Source organism: Streptomyces sp. NPDC033270 (genome assembly GCF_055576575.1).
Genome location: NZ_JBVIRA010000007.1, coordinates 14,117 through 32,382, shown reverse-complemented (window position 1 = coordinate 32,382; position 18,266 = coordinate 14,117). Strand labels below are relative to the sequence as shown.

Below are 18,266 nucleotides of genomic sequence, written 5' to 3'. Positions count from 1 at the left end.
GCGGTGCTGCATGGCGGTGCCACCGCAAGACGAAGGGCCCGCCCCTCCTTCCCGGGGGGCGGGCCCGCTGTTCTTGTCCGGCGCCGTGGCGCCGGCCGTCAGCCGAACGCCAGCTGGACCAGCCAGTACGCCATCGCCGCGACCAGCGCCGCCGCGGGCATGGTGATGAACCAGCCCATCACGATGTTCTTGGCGACGCCCCAGCGCACCGCGCGCGAGCCCTTGGTCGAGCCCACACCCATGATCGCGGAGGTGATGACATGGGTGGTGGAGATCGGCGCGTGGAACATGAACGACGCGGTGTACATGACCGAGGCGGCCGTGGTCTCCGCGGCGAAGCCCTGCGGCGGGTCCAGCTCGATGATCCGGCGGCCGAGCGTCCGCATGATCCGCCAGCCGCCCGCGTACGTACCGAGCGAGAGGGTGATGGCGCAGGCCAGCTTGACCCAGATCGGGATGGCCGCGTTCGCCTCCTCGACATCGGCGATGACCAGGGCCATCACCACGATGCCCATGGTCTTCTGGGCGTCCTGCAGACCGTGGCCGAGCGCCATGCCCGCGGCCGAGACCGTCTGCGCTATGCGGAAGCCCCGCTTGGCCTTGTGCGGATTGGACTTCCGGAACATCCACAGGATGACGACCATCACCAGATAGCCGACGACCAGGCCGATGACGGGCGAGATGAACATCGGCAGGACGACCTTCTCGATCACCCCGGTCCAGATCACCTCGGTGCCGCCCGCCAGTGCCGCACCGACCATGCCGCCGAACAGGGCATGCGAGGACGACGACGGCAGACCGAAGTACCAGGTGACGAGGTTCCAGACGATCGCGCCGAGCAGCGCGGCGAAGAGGATGCCCATCCCCTTGCTGCCGTGCGGGGTGGAGATCAGCCCCTCGCTGACCGTCTTGGCGACGCCGCTGCCGAGGAAGGCTCCCGCGAGGTTCATCACGGCGGCCATCGCCAGCGCGGCACGTGGGGTCAGCGCCCGCGTCGAGACCGAGGTCGCGATGGCGTTCGCCGAGTCGTGGAAGCCGTTGGTATAGGTGAATCCGAGCGCGACCGCAATGGTCACGACGAGCGCGAAGGTGTCCATGGCCGGGGCTCAGGACTCCTTGACCGCGATGGTCTCGACGGTGTTGGCGACGTGCTCGAAGGCGTCGGCCGCCTCCTCGAGGATGTCCACGATCTGCTTGAGCTTGAGGACCTCGATGGCGTCGTACTTGCCGTTGAAGAGCTGCGCGAGCAGCTTGCGGTGGATCTGGTCGGCCTGGTTCTCCAGACGGTTGACCTCGATCCAGTACTCGGTGAGGTTCGACATCGTGCGCAGGTTCGGCATCGCCTCGGCGGTCAGCTCCGCCGCCCGCGCCAGCACCTCGATCTGCTGCTCGATGCCCTTGGGCAGCTCCTCGACCTTGTAGAGGACGACCAGATCGACGGCCTCCTCCATGAAGTCCATGATGTCGTCGAGCGACGAGGCGAGGTTGTAGATGTCCTCGCGGTCGAACGGCGTGATGAACGAGGAGTTCAGCTGGTGGAAGATCGCGTGCGTCGCGTCATCTCCCGCGTGCTCCGCCGCACGCATCCGTTCGGCGATCTCGGCCCGTGCGGAGGCGTCCGCCCCGAGCAGTTCCATCAGGAGCTTGGAGCCCGTGACGATGTTGTCCGCGGAGGCGGCGAACATGTCGTAGAAGCTCGTCTCCCTGGGGGTCAGACGAAAGCGCACGTGAAATCCTCGGGGTGCATGGGATTCGGTCGGGTTGATGCTAGGCGCATCATCCAGCCACAGCTAACCGGCATTCCCTCAGTGTCGCCCATCGGGCAGCATGCTCTGCACGGGGTACCGCAGGTGCCCGCAAAGTTCGGTACCATATACCCACCAGGGGTATATAGATCGCCTAGATACCACGGGAGACGGCCATGACGACCACGGACGCCGACGCCAACGGCCCCGCCGCAGCCGCCGCGGCCCGCCCCGCCCCGAAGCCGGAATCCACCCCCCACGGCGCCCCCCGGACCGTGACCGATACCGCAGAGACTTCCCCCACGACCGGCGTCCACGGCTACGCACAGCAGAAGGACGCGCACATCAAGCGACTGCGCCGGATCGAGGGGCAGATCCGCGGACTGCAGCGGATGCTCGAAGAAGATGTCTACTGCATCGACATACTCACCCAGGTCTCGGCGAGCACGAAGGGCCTGCAGTCCTTCGGTCTCCAGCTCCTGGAGGAGCACCTGCGGCACTGCGTCGCCGACGCCGCCGTCAAGGGCCCCGAGGCCATCGACGCCAAGGTCCAGGAGGCGACCAAGGCCATCGAGCGGATGCTGCGCACCTGACGGCGGCCGGGGGCTCCTCCCCCCTTAAGCCGGCTCACGCGGCGGTTCGCGGCCGTCCCCGTCCACGTCCAGTACCTCGTCGATACGGTCCGGGCTGAGCCGATCCTCGCTCGCGGCCGCGGCCGCGATCATCAGCTCACCAGTCAGGTCGATCTCGACGAGGGCTACGTGGTCCTGAACCGTCGTATGGCGGTGTCCGGCCACGTACGACACCTCCTCCTTCGAGCGCCTTCCCACGCCTCTGAGTGGTTACCGCCCAGCGTAAGGACGGCCGCCCCCTGGGCCCATGGCACGGATGGACCATTTCCGCCACGGGGCAACCGCCCTCGTCACGTGCCCCGGCCCGAGGGAGCGGCGGAAGCGATCTTTCCCGCGTAGATGTCGCGCCGGTCCGGCAGCCGGACGGCGATCCGGCCGCCGAAGCCGGACAGCTCCGTCGTGGAGGTCACCGAGGCCCCCTGGGGCGCGCCGTTGGCGAAGCGGAACCGCTGGCGCACCTTGCGCAGCCGGCCGGCCTCGTCCAGATACGCGTCGAACGGCACCACGTCGGTGGTGAACCCTTTCTCCGCGGCGACCAGCGCCGGCCTGGTGCGCGGCGAGGCCGCCCGCGCGGCCTCGCCGATGTCGGTCGTGCCGCGGTAGTGCCGCACCACGACGCCGTCCAGCCGCTCCTGGCCCTGGTAGGTCACGTCCCGCGCGCCGCGCAGCAGCTCCGCGGCGGCCAGCGGATCGGTGGCGCCGCCCGTGACCAGGTTTCCGTCGGTCAGCGTGCCGGTGTCCACCCGCACCCATTTGTCGGCGGGCACCCCCGCACCCCGGTTCTTCATGAACAGCGCGCCGGGCGCGAGGATCTCCGTGATCGGCTGGCGGCCCTCGCTGGGCCGGCCCGCGGGGTCGGGCAGGACGACGCGCAGCTGCCCGCTGCTGGTGGTGAAGTCATAGCCGCCGGTGCCGCGGATGGCGACGCGGGTGCCGCCGCTGACCGTCTCCATGGCCGTACGGACCTCGGCGGAGCGGGCGCGGACCAGGGCGTCGGCGCTGGCGCGTACGGCGGCCGCGGCGCCGGCGGCCCGGCCGGGCACCTGCTGGTCGTCGGCCGCGGCGCCCTCGGAGGAACAGCCCGTCGCCAGCAGCCCGACCGCCAGACCCGTCCCGCACGCCACGGCCACGGCGGCCGCCCCGCCTCGTCTGTCCTGCACCACCATCGCGTACGAGCCCCCTCGGCCGCCGTCTTCGGGAGCGGCCTGGTCCGGCCGGTCCGCTCGGGAGGGTCGGACGTACCGCCAACGCCACCTCTGACGTTCCGTCGACCGACCCGTTCAACGACCGTTGCGGGGGCTCGTCACGCAACGGTGGCCGGGGCGCGTAGCGTGGACGGGTGCCCGACCGAGCCCACCACGCGACCTCCACCACCGAGCGAGGTTCCTTCTGCACGGCCCGCTGCACCTGCGGCTGGCGCGGGCCGGCCCGCCGTGCCCGCTCACAGGCGCGCACGGACGCGGAGCGGCATCTGGTCGAGGCCGGGGCCGGAGCCGGCCCCCGGCCCCCTGTGGAATGACCCAGTCCGTTCCGGGAACCCCCAACGCCCTTACGGCATCTGGCTAATGGAGGGAAGCAACGGCGCGGCACGCCCCGCGACCACCGGCCGCCATCGGCCGCCGGGGCCGGGCCGCAGACATCGAGGGGGACTCATCCCAGTGAAGCGGCGCACACTCCTGCAGGCCGGCACCGGACTGGCGGCCACCTCGGTCGCCCTGGCCACCGGCTGCGACACCAAGACCGGCGCGGCGGCCGCGGCGTCCTCGACCTCGGCCAACGGGGCCGTCGCCGGTGGCGCGCGGACCCAGACGGCGGCCGCCGGCCGCGCCACCCAGGCCTCCTGGACCGCGCTCGGCAAGAGCCTGGACGGGCGGCTGATACGGGCCTCCGACGCCGCCTACGCGACCGCCCGCCGCCTCTACAACACCCGTTACGACACGCTCAAGCCGTCGGCCATCGCCTACGTCAAGCACCCGTCCGACATCGCCGAATGCCTCGCCTTCGCCCGGCGCCACGGCACCCCGGTCGCCATCCGCAGCGGCGGCCACTCCTACGCGGGCTTCTCCAGCGGCAACGGCCGGCTCGTCGTCGACGTCTCCGCGCTCTCCAAGGTCGGCGCGCCCTCCGGCGGTATCACCCGCATCGGCGCCGGAGCCAAGCTCATCGACGTCTACCAGGGGCTGGCCGCGCACGGCGTGACCATACCCGGGGGCTCCTGCCCCACCGTCGGCATATCCGGCCTCACCCTCGGCGGCGGCCATGGCGTGGTCTCCCGCGCCTACGGTCTGACCTGCGACAGCCTGGTCGGCGCGACCCTCGTCACGGCCGACGGCAAGACCGTCTCGTGCGACAAGGACCACCATCCGGACCTGTTCTGGGCACTGCGCGGCGCCGGCAACGGCAACTTCGGCGTGGTCACCGAACTCCGCTTCCGTACGCATCCGGCGCCGCGCGCGGTGATGGCGTACCTGACCTGGCCGTGGGCCAAGGCGGCGAAGGTCGTGGCCTCCTGGCAGAAGTGGGGGCCGGTGCAGGCCGACGAGATCTGGTCCGCCTGCCATCTCGACACTCCCCCAGCTAACGCTGGGGGTACCCCCAGGCCCCATGGGGGCACTCCGGCGGTGTCCGTCGCGGCGTTCTCCCTGGGCGGCTACGGCGAGCTGAAGAACGCCCTCGACAAGCTCGCCGACCAGCCGGGCGGCCCCGGCCCCGCCGCCACCGTCCGCCTCACCCCGATCGGCTATCTGGACGCGATGGAGGCCTACGCGGGCTGCTCGTCGAAGTCCACCGCGCAGTGCCATACGCCCGGTTCGCTGCCCGGCCAGACCGGCGCCGGCCAGCTCGGCCGCGAGACCTACGCGGCGCGTTCGCACTTCTTCGACCGCTCGCTGTCCGCGGCCGGCATCCGCACCCTGATGGACCAGATCGAGAGCGGCGGCCGCAAGGGCGTCGGCGGCAATGTGGCGCTGACGGCGCTGGGCGGTGCGATCAACCGCGTCGGCCGCACCGACACCGCGTTCGTGCACCGCGGATCGCGGTTCCTCGCCCAGTACTTGACGTCCTGGCCGGCGGGGGGCTCGCCCGGCACGCGCACAGCGTGGCTGAATTCGTTCCATGACGCGATGCGCCGCCATGCGTCGGGCGCCGCGTACCAGAACTACACCGACCCCGGACTGACCGACTGGAAGTCCGCCTACTACGGCGCCGCCGCCGGGCGCCTGGACCGGGTCAAGCGGACCTACGACCCGCAGCGGCTGTTCAGCACCTTCGCGCAGGCACTCTGAGCGCCTGCCGGCAGCCCGGCGGACATACGGACGGCCCGGCCCCGTGAGGGGTCCGGGCCGTCCCTATCCGCCAGGCTCCGTCGTGCTTCTGTGCCGCCCTCAGGCCGCCAGGTCCTTGTCCCGCTCCTTGTGTCCGCTCGGCAGCGCCGATCCCGCGGCCACCACCCGGCTGCCCTCGGCGCCGTCCTCCGCCTCCGTGCCCGGCGCCCGCACCAGCCACGCCAGCGGGGAACGGGCGACGGCCGCCGTCAGCGGCACCAGCAGCGCCTGGGCGAGCGGCGCGAGCAGCAGCGCGACGGCGGTGCCCAGCGCGAAGCCGCCGACCACGTCGGTCGGGTAGTGCACGCCCATGTAGACGCGGCTGAAGCCCTCGGCGAGCGCCAGCGCGATCCCGATCAGGCCGTACCTGCGGTGGGCGACGAACAGGCCGACGCCGACCGCCATCGTGAGCGTCGCGTGGTCGCTGACGAAGGAGAAGTCGCTCTTGCCGGGGATGAGCACTTCGAGGCCGGCGTGGTCCTTGAAGGGCCGCGGCCGCTCGACGAACTCCCGGATGGGGATGTTGGCCAGCAGGGCGATACCGGCGGCCAGCGGCGCCCACACCAGGCCCGCGACCGCGGACGGCGCGCCGGGCCGGCGGCGCGCGGACCACCAGGCGACCAGGCACAGCACCGCGAGGGCGGCGATGATGCCGTACTCACCGATGAACTCCATGGCCTTGTTGACCCAGTGGGGGGCGTCCTTCGCGAGGCCGTTGATGCCGTCGAGCACGTCGACGTCGGGGTTCGGCCCCTCGAGTGCGAGTCCAGCCATCTGCCGCGGCCCCTTATCTTTCGCGCGCGCGAGCGCCTTCGTGTTGCTGCCAGCCCCCGTGGTCGTCGAGCGTGTGCTGCTTCGAGCGCGCCTTACGTCCCCACGCAAAGGAAACGCCATGCCCGCCCCGGTCGTTCCACTCTCCACCGGAAGATCACCAGGACGTTATCGAAGCTTGACTCATCGCTGCAGTTCAGGGCCTTATGTTTACGCAGCGTTGGCGCGAGGGAGTGCTTTTGCGCCATCCGAGGTGACGCGGGTCGCACCGATGTAGTCCGGCGTATCGATCTTGTCGAACCGGATCACGGCACCGGTGTAGGGCGCGTTGATCATGTACCCGCCGCCCACATAGATCCCCACGTGGTGGATCGACCGCGGATCGTGCAGGTCGTAGGCGAAGAACACCAGGTCCCCCGGGAGCAGCTCGTCGCGCTTGGGGTGCGGACCGGCGTTCCACTGGTCGTTCGCCACCCGCGGCAGCTCGATGCCCACCGAGTGGTACGCGGCCTTGGTCAGCCCCGAGCAGTCGAACCGCCCGCCCTGCTCCGGCGTCCCGTTGCCGCCCCACAGATAGCGGGTACCGAGCCGGTCCTGCGCGAAGTAGATGGCGCCCGCGGCCTGCCGCGACGGCGCCACCGGCCCGGCCGGCGCCTCGAAGCTCTTCGCCAGCGTCGTGATCGTCTTCACGTAGTTCTGTGTCTCGCGGTACGGCGGGACCCCGTTGTACTGGATCACCCGGTACGCGCCCGCGTTGTACGCGGCGAGCATGTTGTGGGTGTCGTTGCCCGGCGCGCGCTCGACGTATCTGGCCAGCTCGCAGTCGTACGACGCGGCCGACGGAATCGCGTCCTCCGGGTCCCACACGTCCCGCCTGCCGTCGCCGTTGCCGTCGATGCCGTGCGTCTGCCAGGTGCCGGGGATGAACTGCGCCATCCCCTGCGCGGCCGCCGGGCTCTGCGCCTTGGGGTTCCAGCCGCTCTCCTGATAGAGCTGCGCCGCCAGCAGCGCGGGGCTTATCGCCGGGCACAGCGTGCCCCACTTCTGCACCAGCGACTGATACGCGGCCGGCACCGCACCCTTGGCCAGCCCGACCGCCCGGCCGCCGGTCAGCCCGGCAGCCGCCGTGTACGTACCGATCACAAGCAGCCCGAGCAGGCAGAACACCAGCCCTGCCCCGAGCCCGCCGGCCACCCAGAATTTCCGCACCTCACAACCCTCCCCCATTCAGCGGCGGTTCACTGCCTTTTTCCGGCCGCGCGGTGCGCGTTGCGTCACACGGGGGCGCAGCGGCGCTCCGGCCCGGGCGTGACTGCGCGCACCGCGGCGCCCGGGGGCTCCGCCGGATGCGCGACACTGCATCCAGCATCCGGAACAGGACGAGAGCCATGGACCCCAACAATCAGAAGCAGATGAACCGGCACCTGTGGTGGCGGGTGGCGTACTTCCTCTTCGCCATCCACCTGGTGGCCCTCGTGATGATCTTCGCCATGTCGCACGCCCCGAAGTAGCCGCCCGCGCCCGTCCAGGATCGCCGCGCACCCCCGGCCCGATGATCATTGCTCAGGGTTACCACCCGTGATACACACGGTGAGACCAGTCGGTTCAATGGAGGACGTGCGCCCACCCGCGCACGTCACTCGCATCGGATCCGCCAAAGAAAGGCGCCAAGTCGATTTCTGACGGCGCCTTCGTCAGCGAAGATAGAAGCCGACCCGTGCCGCACCGGCGCGGGCGAGGGCAACCAACTACCCATAAAGGGCGGTGAGTTCACACATGGCACACATGTCACACATGTTCCTTGCGGCCGAAAAGGGCGACATCACCACCATCATCGGCGGAATCGCCCCGGACTGGGGCCCGTTCGGCAGCCTGGGCAACGAGGCCCGTGTGATGGTCGAAGTGGTCATGGCGGTGGCGATCCTGCTGTGCCTCGGCATCGCGATCTGGGGCGCCGCCAAACAGCGCATCGGCGCCACCGCGCTGCGCGACACCTTCAGCGCCGAGCAGGGCAAGGGCCTGATCGTGGCCGGCCTGACCGGCGTCTTCATCATCGGGTCCCTGGGGACGCTGTTCACGATCGTCTACGGCATGGCGGTCTAGCCCGGCCGCGGCGCGGCGCCCGGCGCGCCGCTGTCGTACCGCGCGGCGGCCGCCACCGCCGCCACACCGCCCGCGCACCCTGGGCACCCGCCCGTCCCCGTGCCGCCGCGCGTGCGCCCCCGTCCGACATCTCTCCGCCGTCCCGTGCCCCCACTCGCCTCCACCGGCCGCCCCCACCCTGCCGAGGCCCCATGCTGACGCCCCCTCACCCCGGACCGCCGCACATCGCCGCCACCCCCGCCACCAGCGGACCGATTGGGCGGCCCACCGCACGGGGACAGGTCAATCCGGGGCCAGCAGGCTCCGGACGGCGATGGCGCACGCGGAGCAGGCGATGATCACAAACAGCCCCAGAGTCCCCCATGTCCCCCATTCGCCTCCGCCGCACCGCATCTGAGGACCCGTCACGGTGAGATGTACTCGTACCACTGCGCCCGAGCCGCCGCCCGCGCGGCTACGGTCATATGAGGGCGGCACGACAACAGCACGCACGGCGGCGGCAGAGGGGGCACAGGCGCGATGAGTCTCAGTGACGACGGCGGCTACGGCGGCGACGGCCACCGTGGGTCCGAGACGGGCCAGACACGGACCAGACTCCCCGTCGACGACGGCGACCTGTACGGCTCGGGGCGCCGGCCCCGCGCCGGCATGTCCAGCCGCAACCTCGTCACGATCGTCGGCGTGATCGTCCTGCTGCTCGCGGCCATCGCCTTCGCCAACCGCGACGGGAGCGGCAACAGCGAGTCCGGCGGCGACTCCCCCAAGGACGCCGGCGCCGGCGCCGCCCGCCCCACCGCCCCCACCGGCACCAAGCCGGTCACGGGCAAGAACGGCCAGATCGCCTCGGGGTTCGCGAAGACGGAGCAGGGGGCCGAGTCGGCGGCGGCGAACTACGTGGTGGCGCTGTCCAGTGACGGCATGTACGCCTCGGACCGGCGGGACGCGATCGTCAGCGCCGTCTACACCCCCTCCGCGGCCGCGGCCCGCAAGGAGAGCCTGCGCAAGGTCTACACGGACCCGAAGTTCCTCGGCCGGGTCGGCCTCAAGCCGGACGGCAGCGCGCCCGGCGGGATGACCTTCGTCTCCCGGGCGAACCCGGCGGGCACGAAGACCGAGAAGTTCGAGGGCACCACCGCCAAGGTCGCGGTCTGGTACTCCCAGTTGTTCGGCCTCGCCGGCCAGGGTTCCCAGACTCCGGTCGCGGAGAGCTGGTACACGTCCACGATGGAGCTGCAGTGGGTGAACGGTGACTGGAAGGTCGCCGGCTTCACACAGAAGGCCGGGCCGGCCCCGGTCGGCGGCGACCAGACCGCCGCGACCGCCAAGGACATGTCCAAGGCCGTCCAAGGGTTCGGAGGGTTCACCTATGCGAGGTAACAACCGACGCCGGGCCCTCGCCGTCGCCTCGGCGCTGACCGGCCTGCAGGCGGCAGGCGTGCTGCTGTCGACCCGAGCCTTCGCCGCTCCCTCGCCGAAGCCGACCGAGGGCGCCTGCGACCTGCTCACGGACAAGGCCAAGGAGCTCTGCGAACAGCGGAGCACGGGCGGTGGCAGCGGTGGCACGAGCGATCCGGGCGGCGGCGGCCTCACCGACGCCAACCCCCTAGACCCCCTCGAATCCCTCGCCAAAGGCTGCGCCAAAGCCGCCGCGTGGATTGTCGACAAGCTGTCCGGCGCGGTGAACGCCACCTCCCAGGTGGACTTCACCAACGCCGCCTTCCTGCGGCAGTACGCCGTCGTCTTCGCCGCCTCCACCGTGCTCACGCTCGTGCTGTGGCTGCTGGCCGTCGCCAAGCGGGCGGTGCGGGGGGTGCGGCTGACGGAGGCGATCAGCGAGGCGATCGGGTTCCTCTGGCTGACGGTGCTGGCGTCCGCCTTCACGCCGCTGATCCTCTATACGGTCGTCTCGGCGACGGACGGCGTCACCGAGATCATCGCGAAGGGGACGGGGGCGCAGACCGACACCTTCTTCGGGTCGTTCTCGCAGGCGCTCACGAAGGGCACCGACATCGGCGGCGGCCCGATCATGCTGATCGTGGTGTCGCTGGTCTCCGTGCTGGCCGCCGGTGTGCTCTGGCTGGAGCTGGTGATCCGGGCCGCGCTGCTGTACGTCGGGGCGCTGCTGGGGACGGTGGTCTACGCCGGGCTGGTCGACAAGAACATGTGGGGGCATGTGCGCCGCTGGGCGGGCATCATGATCGCGGTGATCATGGTGAAACCGGTCATCGTGATCGTGCTGGGCGTCGCCGGGGCGCTGTCGTCCGACAAGGGGCCGAACGCCATCTCCGCGGTGGTCTCCGGGCTCGCGATCATCCTGCTGGCCATCTTCGCCAGCGCCGTGATCTACCGCTTCGTGCCCGGTTTCGGCGACGAGATCGCCGCGTCGCGGAACAACCGGATGAGCCGGGGGGCGGAGAACACCGCGGCGGCCGTCCTCAGCTCGCCGGCCGCGCTGGTGTCCCAGGGCATCAAGACGCACAGCTCCCGCAGCTCCGGCGGGGACGGCGGCGGCCAGGCGCAGGGCGGCCAGTCCCGGCCGGCCGACGCGGTCTCCGGTGGCGTCGCGGCCCACGGCTCCCGCTCCGGCGGCGGCTCGTCCCCCGCCGCCCCCGCTCCCCGTACGAACCCCCGGACCGGCAGCGACGCCCGCACCGGCAAGACAGCAGGAGGTGATGGGCGTTGAGCACGCAGTCCCACCCGATCGCGCCGCGTCGCACATATCTGATCGGCCGCGCCCGGCCGCACGCCATCGTCGGCAAGAACCGCGAGACCGGCGAGATCGCGCTGATCATCGTGGGCGCGTTCCTCGGCATGATGTGCGGGCTGCTGGTGCCCATGCTGCCGCTGCGGATCATGACGCTCACGGGCTTCCCGATGCTGGGCCTGGCCGCCGTCTACGTCCCGTACAAGGGCCGGACGTTCTACAAGTGGTTCGAGATCCGGCGCAGCTTCCGCCGTACGGTCCGCAGCGGCGCGGCCTACCGCTCCGGCGCCGCCGAGGCGGGCGTACGGCTCGACGGCCGGGAGGTCGAGATCGGCCCGCCGCCCGGGATCGGGCGGATCAACTGGCTGTCCGCGCCGTTCGGCCCGGACGAGATCGCCGTCCTGCTGCACGCCGACCGCAAGACGGTGACGGCCGCCATCGAGATCGAGGGGCCGGGCGTCGGGCTGCGCGACAGCGAGGACCAGGAGGCCCTCGTCGACCGATTCGGCACGCTGCTCAAGCACGTCGCCAACGGGGACGGCTTCGTCACCCGGCTGCAGATGCTGGCACGGACGCTGCCGGCCGACCCCGACGCGCACGCCAAGGACGTCGCCCAGCGCGGCGACAAGGGCTCCCCCCGCTGGCTGCAGGACTCCTACGACCAGCTGCAGTCGATGGTCTCCACCTCCTCCGAGCAGCACCGCGCCTACCTCGTCGCCTGTATGCACTACACCCGCGAACTGGCCTCCGAGGCGCAGACGATGGCCCGCGCGGCCCGGATGCACCAGGGCGGGCTGCTGCGCAGGAAGCTCGACCGGGACGCCGGGCTCGCGGTGGTGATGGCCCGTGAGCTGACCGACATCTGCGCCCGGCTCGCCGAGGCCGACATCCGGGTGCGCCAGCCCCTGGGCCAGGCCCGGCTCGCCTCCCTGGTGCACTCGATGTACGACCCGGACCACCCCATCGACCACATCCAGGCGATGAGCAGGCGCAACGCCTGGCCCGCCGAGCTCGATGCGATGGAGCCGACGTATCTGCAGGCCAAGACGCGGGAGTCGACGACGCGGGCGCCGTGGTGCCATGCCACCGCCTGGGTCAAGGAGTGGCCGCTGACCCCGGTGGGCGTCAACTTCCTCGCGCCGCTGCTGGTGCACACCCCGGATGTGATCCGCACGGTCGCGGTCTGCATGGACCTGGAGCCCACCGAGGTCGCCATCGAGCGGATGCTGACGGAGAAGACCAACGACGACGCCGAGGCGAGCCGGGCGGCGAAGATGAACCGGGTGGTCGACCCGCGGGACGTGGCGCACCACGGGCGGGTGGACCAGCGCGGTGAGGACCTCGCGTCCGGCGCGGCCGGCGTCAACCTCGTCGGCTACATCACGGTCTCCTCCCGCTCGCCCGAGGCGCTCGCCCGCGACAAGCGCACCATCCGCGCCTCGGCCGGCAAGTCCTATCTCAAGCTGGAGTGGTGCGACCGCGAGCACCACCGGGCGTTCGTCAACACCCTGCCGTTCGCGACCGGGATCCGCCGCTAAGCCGCTGGGAGGCGCGTACGTCATGGCCCTGCACGATCCGCTCGGAGCGCTCACCGACGCCTTCACCAGCTTCCTGTTCGGGAAGGTGGAGACGACCCGGCTGCCCGTACGCACCTCCACCGGCCAGGCCCAGGCGGTGTATCTGCCGACCGCGGCCCCCGGTCTCGGCGACTCCGGCGTGATCATCGGCCGCGAGGTCTACAGCGGCAAGGGGTACATCTACGACCCGTTCCAGCTGTACGGACAGCAGCTGCCGGCGCCGCACTGGCTGGTGCTCGGCGAGTCCGGCAACGGCAAGTCGGCACTGGAGAAGACCTACGTCCTGCGGCAGTTGCGCTTCCGCGACCGGCAGGTCGTCGTCCTGGACGCGCAGGGCGAGGACGGCGTCGGCGAGTGGAACCTCATCGCCGAGGAACTGGGCATCACCCCCATCCGCCTGGACCCGACCGCCGCCCTCAACGGCGGCATCCGCCTCAACCCGCTCGACCCGTCGATCACCACCACCGGCCAGCTGGCCCTGCTGCGTACGATCATCGAGGTCGCGATGGGCCACGGACTCGACGAGCGCTCGGGCTTCGCCCTCAAGGTCGCGCACGCCTACGTCAACGAGACGATCACCGACCGCCAGCCCGTCCTGACCGACATCGTCGAGCAGCTGCGGCACCCGGAGGCGGAGTCCGCCGAGGCGATGAACGTCGACATAGACGACGTGCGGGCCTGGGGCCTGGATGTGGCGCTGGTCCTGGACCGGCTCGTCGACGGCGACCTGCGCGGCATGTTCGACGGGCCGACGTCGGCGGGCATCGACCTGGACTCGCCGCTGATCGTCTTCGACCTCTCGCACATCGACCGCAACTCCATCGCGATGCCGATCCTGATGGCGATCGTGGGGGTGTGGCTGGAGCACACCTGGATCCGGCCCGACCGGAAGAAACGCATCTTCCTGGTCGAGGAGGCCTGGCACATCATCAATTCGCCGTTCGTGGCGCAGCTGTTCCAGCGGCTGCTGAAGTTCGGGCGCCGGCTGGGCCTGTCGTTCGTCGCGGTCGTCCACCACCTGTCCGACGTGGTGGACGGGGCGGCCGCGCGGGAGGCCGCGGCGATCTTGAAGATGGCCTCGACGCGGACCATCTACGCCCAGAAGGCGGACGAGGCGCGGGCCACCGGACGGGTGCTGGGCCTGCCGCGCTGGGCCGTGGAGATCATTCCGACCCTCACCCCCGGCATCGCGGTCTGGGACGTCAACGGCAACGTCCAGGTCGTCAAACACCTGATCACCGAGGCCGAACGCCCGCTGGTCTTCACCGACCGGGCGATGACCGAGGCGTCCGCGATGCCGACGGACGAGGCCCGCGCCCTGGAGGCGGCGGCGGACGCCGAGGCCGAGGCGCGCGCGGAGGCGATGGCGATGGAACGCCGGTGGTCGGACGAGTCGAGCGAGACGGTGGCGTGAGGCGCGGATACGACGACGAACGAGGCGGCGGCCGAGGCGGCCACCGCGATCAGCACGGCGGCCGGGGGCGCGGCATCCCCGACTCCCTGCTGGTCGGGCTGCTGGCCTTCCTGCTGGGCCTGACCGTGCTGGTGTGGACGGCGACCGGTCTGGCCGGTCTGTTCGCGCACGGCGCCTGGCCCGACGGCGTCAGCTACCCCCAAACTCCCATGGCCCTGCGCCATCTCGTCTCCGCACCGCACGACATGGCCGCCGCCTGGCCCACCACCCCCAAGGGCCAGCTCTCCGGCTACGGCCTGTTCTGGGGCATCCTCATCGGCGAGCTGATGGTGCTGCTGGTCCTGGCCATCTTCACGATGGGGACGGTCACCCGCTATCGCGCCGTACGGGCCGCGCGGCGGGCGAAGATCCGGGAGGCCGGGTCCGCGCGCACGGCCGGGGAGGCCGAGCGGGCGGCAGAAGACCTCGCGCGCCGGGACCGGGAGGAGCGGGAGGACCGCGAGGCCCTGGCGGCGGCCCGCGCCGCGCGGGCGGGCGCGGCCGTACCCGCCGTACCGTCCGCGCCCGCCGAGGACGCCCTCGCCGAGGACGCCCCCGCCGTCCCGGCCGTCCCCGCCGCCCACGCCACCCCGGCGGGCCCGGTCCCCGAGCAGCGCACCGGCTCCCCGGCGGCCGCCGGCCCACTGGCCGAACCCACCCTCCCCCGCGTCCAGTTCGCCACCTCCGGCCGGGCCGCGGCCCTCGCCGCGGCCGTCGCCACCGCCACCGCCGCCCCGGGCCCCCTGATCGTCGCCACCACCGATCCCACGCTGTGGTCCGAGACCAAGGACGCCCGCGCCAAGCTCGGCCCGCTGCTGACCTACGATCCGACGCACCGCCTCGACACCCCGGCCCGGCTGCGCTGGTCGCCCACGTCCGGCTGCGACGACCTGGCCACCGCCGCCGCCCGGGCCGCCGCGCTGCTCGCCCCCGTACGGCCGTCCGGCGCGCCGGACTCGGCGGTCGCCGACGCCGCGCAGACCCTGCTGCGCTGCTGGCTGCACGCCGCCGCGGTCGACGGCCGCCCGTTCCGCCAGCTGCACCGCTGGGCCCATGCCGCGGGCAGCGCCCAGGAGCCGGTGCGTATTCTGCGCACCAGCCCGAAGGCGTCCGGCGGCCAGGCCGGCGAGCTGGAGTCGGTGCTCACCGCCCACGCCGAACGCCGCGAGCTGGCGACGGAGTTGGTCGGCCGGGCGCTGACCGCCCTGTCCTCCCTCCACATCCGGGATGTCTGCAATCCACTTCGAGCGGATTCGGTCATTCTCGAATCATTCATCGATGAGGGGGGAACGCTGTACGTGGTAGGCGAACCCATCGAGGATCCGCGTACCGACCCGGGTGCGATGCCACTGCTCACCGCACTCCTCTCCAGCGTGGTCGAGCACGGCCGCCGCATGGCCGAACGGTCATCTGACGGTCGGCTCGACCCACCACTCACCCTCGTCCTGGACGACATCGCGGCGCTCGCCCCGCTGCCCGCCCTCCCCGACCTGCTGGAAACGGGCCGGACGCGCGGCCTTTTGACCCTGGCGACGATGCGTTCCCAGGAGCAGGCCCGGGCCCGCTGGCCGCACCGCTCACTGCCGGTGTGACGCCGCCGGCCGCGCCCCCTGGACCAGCCGCTCCGCCAGCTCCGGCCAGTGCGCGCGCAGCGCGAAGTGGTCACCGCCCGGGAAGATCCGCATCCGGAAGTCCCCGGCGGTGTGCGCACGCCAGGCGGCCGCGTCTCCGACGGCGACCAGCGGATCGGCGTCGCCGACCAGCGCGGTGACGGGCGTGCGCAGCGGCGGGCCCGGACGGTGCCGGTAGCTCTCCACGGCCTTGTAGTCGCCGCGCAGCACGGGCAGGGCCATGGCCAGCAGCCCTGGGTGCTCCAGCAGCCGGGGGTCGGTGCCCTGTGTCCGGCGGATCTCCTCGATGAGGCCGGCGTCGTCGCGCAGGTGGACGGTGCCGCCGCGCACCCGGGACGGGGCCCAGGCGCTGGAGACGACCAGCCGGACCGGGTCGTGCCCCTCGTGCTCCAGCAGCCGGGCCACCTCGTACGCCACCAGCGCGCCCATGCTGTGCCCCAGCAGGGTCAGCGGCCGGCCGGCGAGCGGCGCCACCGCCTGGTGGGCCCCGGCCGCCAGCGCCTCAAGGTCCTCGATCCGCTCCTCCGCGACGCGGTCGTGGCGGCCCGGGTACCGCACCGCCAGCACCTCGGGGCGGGCGCCCTCGGGAACGGCGGCGGCGAGGGCCTTCCCCAACGGCCGGAAGGCGCCCGCGCCGCCGCCCGCGTGCGGGAAGCACACCACGACGGCGGCGCCGGCGCCGGCCGCCCCCGGAGCCAGCCGGCGCAGCCAGGGGCTACATGCCACGGGTGAAGCCCCCGTCGACGGTCAGGCTCTGCGCCGTGATCGCCGCCGCCCGGCCGGACACCAGGAAGCCGACGAGGTCCGCGGCCTCCCGTGCCTCCACCAGCCGGCGCAGCGGGATGCCCTTGCGGGCCTGGCGCAGCATCCGTACCGGGTCGGCGCCGATCTCGTCGGCCTGGGCGGCGAGTTCACGGCGGAGCATGGGGGTGTCGATCCAGCCCGGCAGCACGGCGTTGACCGTGATCCCGCGGGCGGCGAGATCGAGGGCGAGGCCCTTGGTGTAGCCGATCAGGCCGTGCTTGGAGGCGCAGTACGCGGTGTTCCGCATCTTGCCGGCCTTGCCGAGGATGGAGGACACATTGACGATGCGGCCGTGGTCGGCGAGGTACTCCAGGCAGGTGGCGGTGACCGCGAAGGTGCCGTTGAGGTTGATGTCGAGCACCCGCAGCCAGGTGCTCTCGTCGTCGGGCCCGTTCTCGTCGGCCACCCCGGCGTTGTTGACGAGGATGTCGAGCCGGCCGGCGGCCCGCAGTTCGGCGCGCAGCCGGGTACGGACCGTCTCGCGCTCGCGCAGGTCGGCCGCGACGGCCACGGCGGCCGCGCCCAGCTCGCGGACCTCCTTGACGACCGTCTCCAGCCCGCCGGCGTCCCGGTCGAGGAGGATCAGGCGGGCCGCGCCGGCCTCGGCCAGCACCAGCGCCACTTCGCGGCCGATGCCCTGGGCGGCGCCGGTGACCACGGCCGTCTTGCCCGCCAGTTCGCCGGGCCGCGGCCGCTCGGTGCGCCCGCCGTCCTCGCTCACGTCGCCTTCGCTCACGTCGCTCATCTTGCGCTCCCTCACGCCATCTTCAGTCCGCCGTCGACGTGGAGTACCTCGCCCGTGGTGTAGGTGTTGCGGGGGCTGGCGAGGTAGGCCACGGCGTCGGCGATCGTCTCGGGTTCGGCGTAGCTCTTCACCAGCAGCCGGCGCATGATCTCCTCCTCGCCGTGACTGCGGATGGTGTCGGTCATCTCGGTGTTAATCACGCCGGGGGCGACGGCGTTGACCAGGATCCCGCGGGAGCCGAGTTCCACGGCCATCGCCTTGGTGAACGCCTCCAGGCCGCCCTTGGCCGCCGCGTAGTTGGACTGGCCGCGGCCGGGCTTGGAGGCCGCGGACGAGGAGATGTTGACGATCCGTCCGTAGCGGCGGCGCAGCATCAGAGGCGCCGCGGCCTGCACGGTGAGCATCGGGGCGACCAGGTTGGTGGCCAGCACCTCCTCGATGTCCTTCAGGCTCTGGTTGACCAGCAGCTCGTCGCGGGTGATCCCGGCGTTGTTGACGAGTACGTCCAGCCGCCCGAAGGCGCCGCGTACGCCGCCGACGACCGCCTGCGGCACATCGGGATCACAGACGTCCCCCTGGAAGAGCTCGACTCTGCGGCCGAGTCCGGCGATGTGCTCGGCGACCTGCTCCGCCTCCCGGGTCGCGCTGCGGTAGTTGAGCGCGATATCGCACCCGGCCGTCGCCAGCTTCACGGCGATCGCGCGGCCGATGCCCCGGCTGCCGCCGGTCACCAGCGCCACCTGGCCTTCGAATTCCATGGTGTCCTCTCGCATCGGTG

19 protein-coding genes are annotated in these 18,266 nt (G+C 71.9%); 10 read left to right on the top strand and 9 right to left on the bottom strand.

The window, feature by feature from the left end:
• Positions 1-98: 98 nt before the first annotated feature.
• A complete protein-coding gene (locus ACZ5XZ_RS12830; RefSeq protein WP_468977104.1) occupies positions 99-1,097 on the bottom strand; it encodes an inorganic phosphate transporter in 999 nt (332 codons plus the stop codon).
• A gap of 9 nt (positions 1,098-1,106) precedes the next feature.
• The gene (locus tag ACZ5XZ_RS12825) at positions 1,107-1,727 is read right to left on the bottom strand and encodes a DUF47 domain-containing protein (RefSeq protein WP_468977102.1); all 621 of its coding nucleotides are present in this window, start codon (positions 1,725-1,727) and stop codon (positions 1,107-1,109) included.
• Between the two features lie 194 nt (positions 1,728-1,921).
• Here ACZ5XZ_RS12825 and ACZ5XZ_RS12820 point away from each other — a divergent pair, with 194 nt between their 5' ends.
• Complete coding sequence (locus ACZ5XZ_RS12820; RefSeq protein WP_468977101.1) at positions 1,922-2,338, top strand: metal-sensitive transcriptional regulator; 417 nt, start codon at positions 1,922-1,924, stop codon at positions 2,336-2,338.
• Between the two features lie 24 nt (positions 2,339-2,362).
• Here the strand turns inward: ACZ5XZ_RS12820 and ACZ5XZ_RS12815 are convergent, their stop codons facing one another.
• Together ACZ5XZ_RS12815 and ACZ5XZ_RS12810 are read right to left on the bottom strand one after the other, a co-directional pair.
• Positions 2,363-2,551 (bottom strand): hypothetical protein, encoded by a 189-nt coding sequence (locus tag ACZ5XZ_RS12815; RefSeq protein ID WP_468977469.1) that lies wholly within the window; start codon positions 2,549-2,551, stop codon positions 2,363-2,365.
• A gap of 116 nt (positions 2,552-2,667) precedes the next feature.
• Entirely contained in the window at positions 2,668-3,543 is an 876-nt protein-coding gene (locus ACZ5XZ_RS12810; RefSeq protein WP_468977099.1) for an SCO4651 family lipoprotein, read from the bottom strand.
• A gap of 173 nt (positions 3,544-3,716) precedes the next feature.
• Between ACZ5XZ_RS12810 and ACZ5XZ_RS12805 the strand changes: the two genes are divergently transcribed.
• On the top strand, positions 3,717-3,896 hold the full coding sequence (locus tag ACZ5XZ_RS12805; protein ID WP_468977098.1) for a hypothetical protein: 180 nt from the start codon (positions 3,717-3,719) through the stop codon (positions 3,894-3,896).
• Between the two features lie 139 nt (positions 3,897-4,035).
• On the top strand, positions 4,036-5,661 hold the full coding sequence (locus ACZ5XZ_RS12800; RefSeq protein ID WP_468977096.1) for an FAD-binding oxidoreductase: 1,626 nt from the start codon (positions 4,036-4,038) through the stop codon (positions 5,659-5,661).
• Positions 5,662-5,760: 99 nt separating this feature from the next.
• Here ACZ5XZ_RS12800 and ACZ5XZ_RS12795 read toward each other — a convergent pair whose 3' ends face one another.
• The gene (locus ACZ5XZ_RS12795; RefSeq protein ID WP_468977094.1) at positions 5,761-6,474 is read right to left on the bottom strand and encodes a phosphatase PAP2 family protein; all 714 of its coding nucleotides are present in this window, start codon (positions 6,472-6,474) and stop codon (positions 5,761-5,763) included.
• Positions 6,475-6,681: 207 nt separating this feature from the next.
• Positions 6,682-7,680, bottom strand: coding sequence for a C40 family peptidase (locus ACZ5XZ_RS12790; RefSeq protein ID WP_468977092.1), 999 nt, complete (start codon positions 7,678-7,680; stop codon positions 6,682-6,684).
• Positions 7,681-7,859: 179 nt separating this feature from the next.
• Here ACZ5XZ_RS12790 and ACZ5XZ_RS12785 point away from each other — a divergent pair, with 179 nt between their 5' ends.
• The 7 genes from ACZ5XZ_RS12785 to ACZ5XZ_RS12755 all read left to right on the top strand — a co-directional run bounded on the left by ACZ5XZ_RS12785 (position 7,860) and on the right by ACZ5XZ_RS12755 (position 15,900).
• Positions 7,860-7,982 (top strand): hypothetical protein, encoded by a 123-nt coding sequence (locus tag ACZ5XZ_RS12785; protein ID WP_280525004.1) that lies wholly within the window; start codon positions 7,860-7,862, stop codon positions 7,980-7,982.
• A gap of 283 nt (positions 7,983-8,265) precedes the next feature.
• Complete coding sequence (locus ACZ5XZ_RS12780) at positions 8,266-8,574, top strand: hypothetical protein (protein WP_046930918.1); 309 nt, start codon at positions 8,266-8,268, stop codon at positions 8,572-8,574.
• A gap of 519 nt (positions 8,575-9,093) precedes the next feature.
• On the top strand, positions 9,094-9,951 hold the full coding sequence (locus ACZ5XZ_RS12775) for a DUF8175 domain-containg protein (protein WP_468977090.1): 858 nt from the start codon (positions 9,094-9,096) through the stop codon (positions 9,949-9,951).
• Positions 9,941-11,257 carry a hypothetical protein gene (locus ACZ5XZ_RS12770; protein WP_468977089.1) on the top strand — a complete coding sequence of 439 codons (1,317 nt, stop codon included), beginning with the start codon at positions 9,941-9,943 and terminating at the stop codon, positions 11,255-11,257. The genes ACZ5XZ_RS12775 and ACZ5XZ_RS12770 overlap by 11 nt, the downstream gene beginning before the upstream one ends.
• Positions 11,254-12,816: an SCO6880 family protein gene (locus tag ACZ5XZ_RS12765; RefSeq protein WP_468977087.1), complete on the top strand. Its 1,563-nt coding sequence runs from the start codon at positions 11,254-11,256 to the stop codon at positions 12,814-12,816. Before ACZ5XZ_RS12770 ends, ACZ5XZ_RS12765 begins: the two co-directional genes overlap by 4 nt.
• Positions 12,817-12,838: 22 nt before the next feature.
• The gene (locus ACZ5XZ_RS12760; protein WP_468977085.1) at positions 12,839-14,269 is read left to right on the top strand and encodes an ATP-binding protein; all 1,431 of its coding nucleotides are present in this window, start codon (positions 12,839-12,841) and stop codon (positions 14,267-14,269) included.
• Positions 14,266-15,900 carry a TraM recognition domain-containing protein gene (locus ACZ5XZ_RS12755; RefSeq protein WP_468977084.1) on the top strand — a complete coding sequence of 545 codons (1,635 nt, stop codon included), beginning with the start codon at positions 14,266-14,268 and terminating at the stop codon, positions 15,898-15,900. Before ACZ5XZ_RS12760 ends, ACZ5XZ_RS12755 begins: the two co-directional genes overlap by 4 nt.
• On the opposite strand, the gene ACZ5XZ_RS12750 is transcribed toward ACZ5XZ_RS12755, so the two are convergent.
• From ACZ5XZ_RS12750 to ACZ5XZ_RS12740, 3 genes are read right to left on the bottom strand one after another with little or no spacing between them, the layout of a single operon-like run.
• Positions 15,886-16,665: a thioesterase II family protein gene (locus ACZ5XZ_RS12750; protein WP_468977082.1), complete on the bottom strand. Its 780-nt coding sequence runs from the start codon at positions 16,663-16,665 to the stop codon at positions 15,886-15,888. The genes ACZ5XZ_RS12755 and ACZ5XZ_RS12750 overlap by 15 nt on opposite strands.
• Positions 16,655-17,488 (bottom strand): SDR family NAD(P)-dependent oxidoreductase, encoded by an 834-nt coding sequence (locus tag ACZ5XZ_RS12745; protein ID WP_468977080.1) that lies wholly within the window; start codon positions 17,486-17,488, stop codon positions 16,655-16,657. Before ACZ5XZ_RS12745 ends, ACZ5XZ_RS12750 begins: the two co-directional genes overlap by 11 nt.
• An 11-nt stretch (positions 17,489-17,499) precedes the next feature.
• A complete protein-coding gene (locus ACZ5XZ_RS12740; RefSeq protein WP_468977077.1) occupies positions 17,500-18,261 on the bottom strand; it encodes a 3-oxoacyl-ACP reductase family protein in 762 nt (253 codons plus the stop codon).
• Between the last annotated feature and the right edge of the window lie 5 nt (positions 18,262-18,266).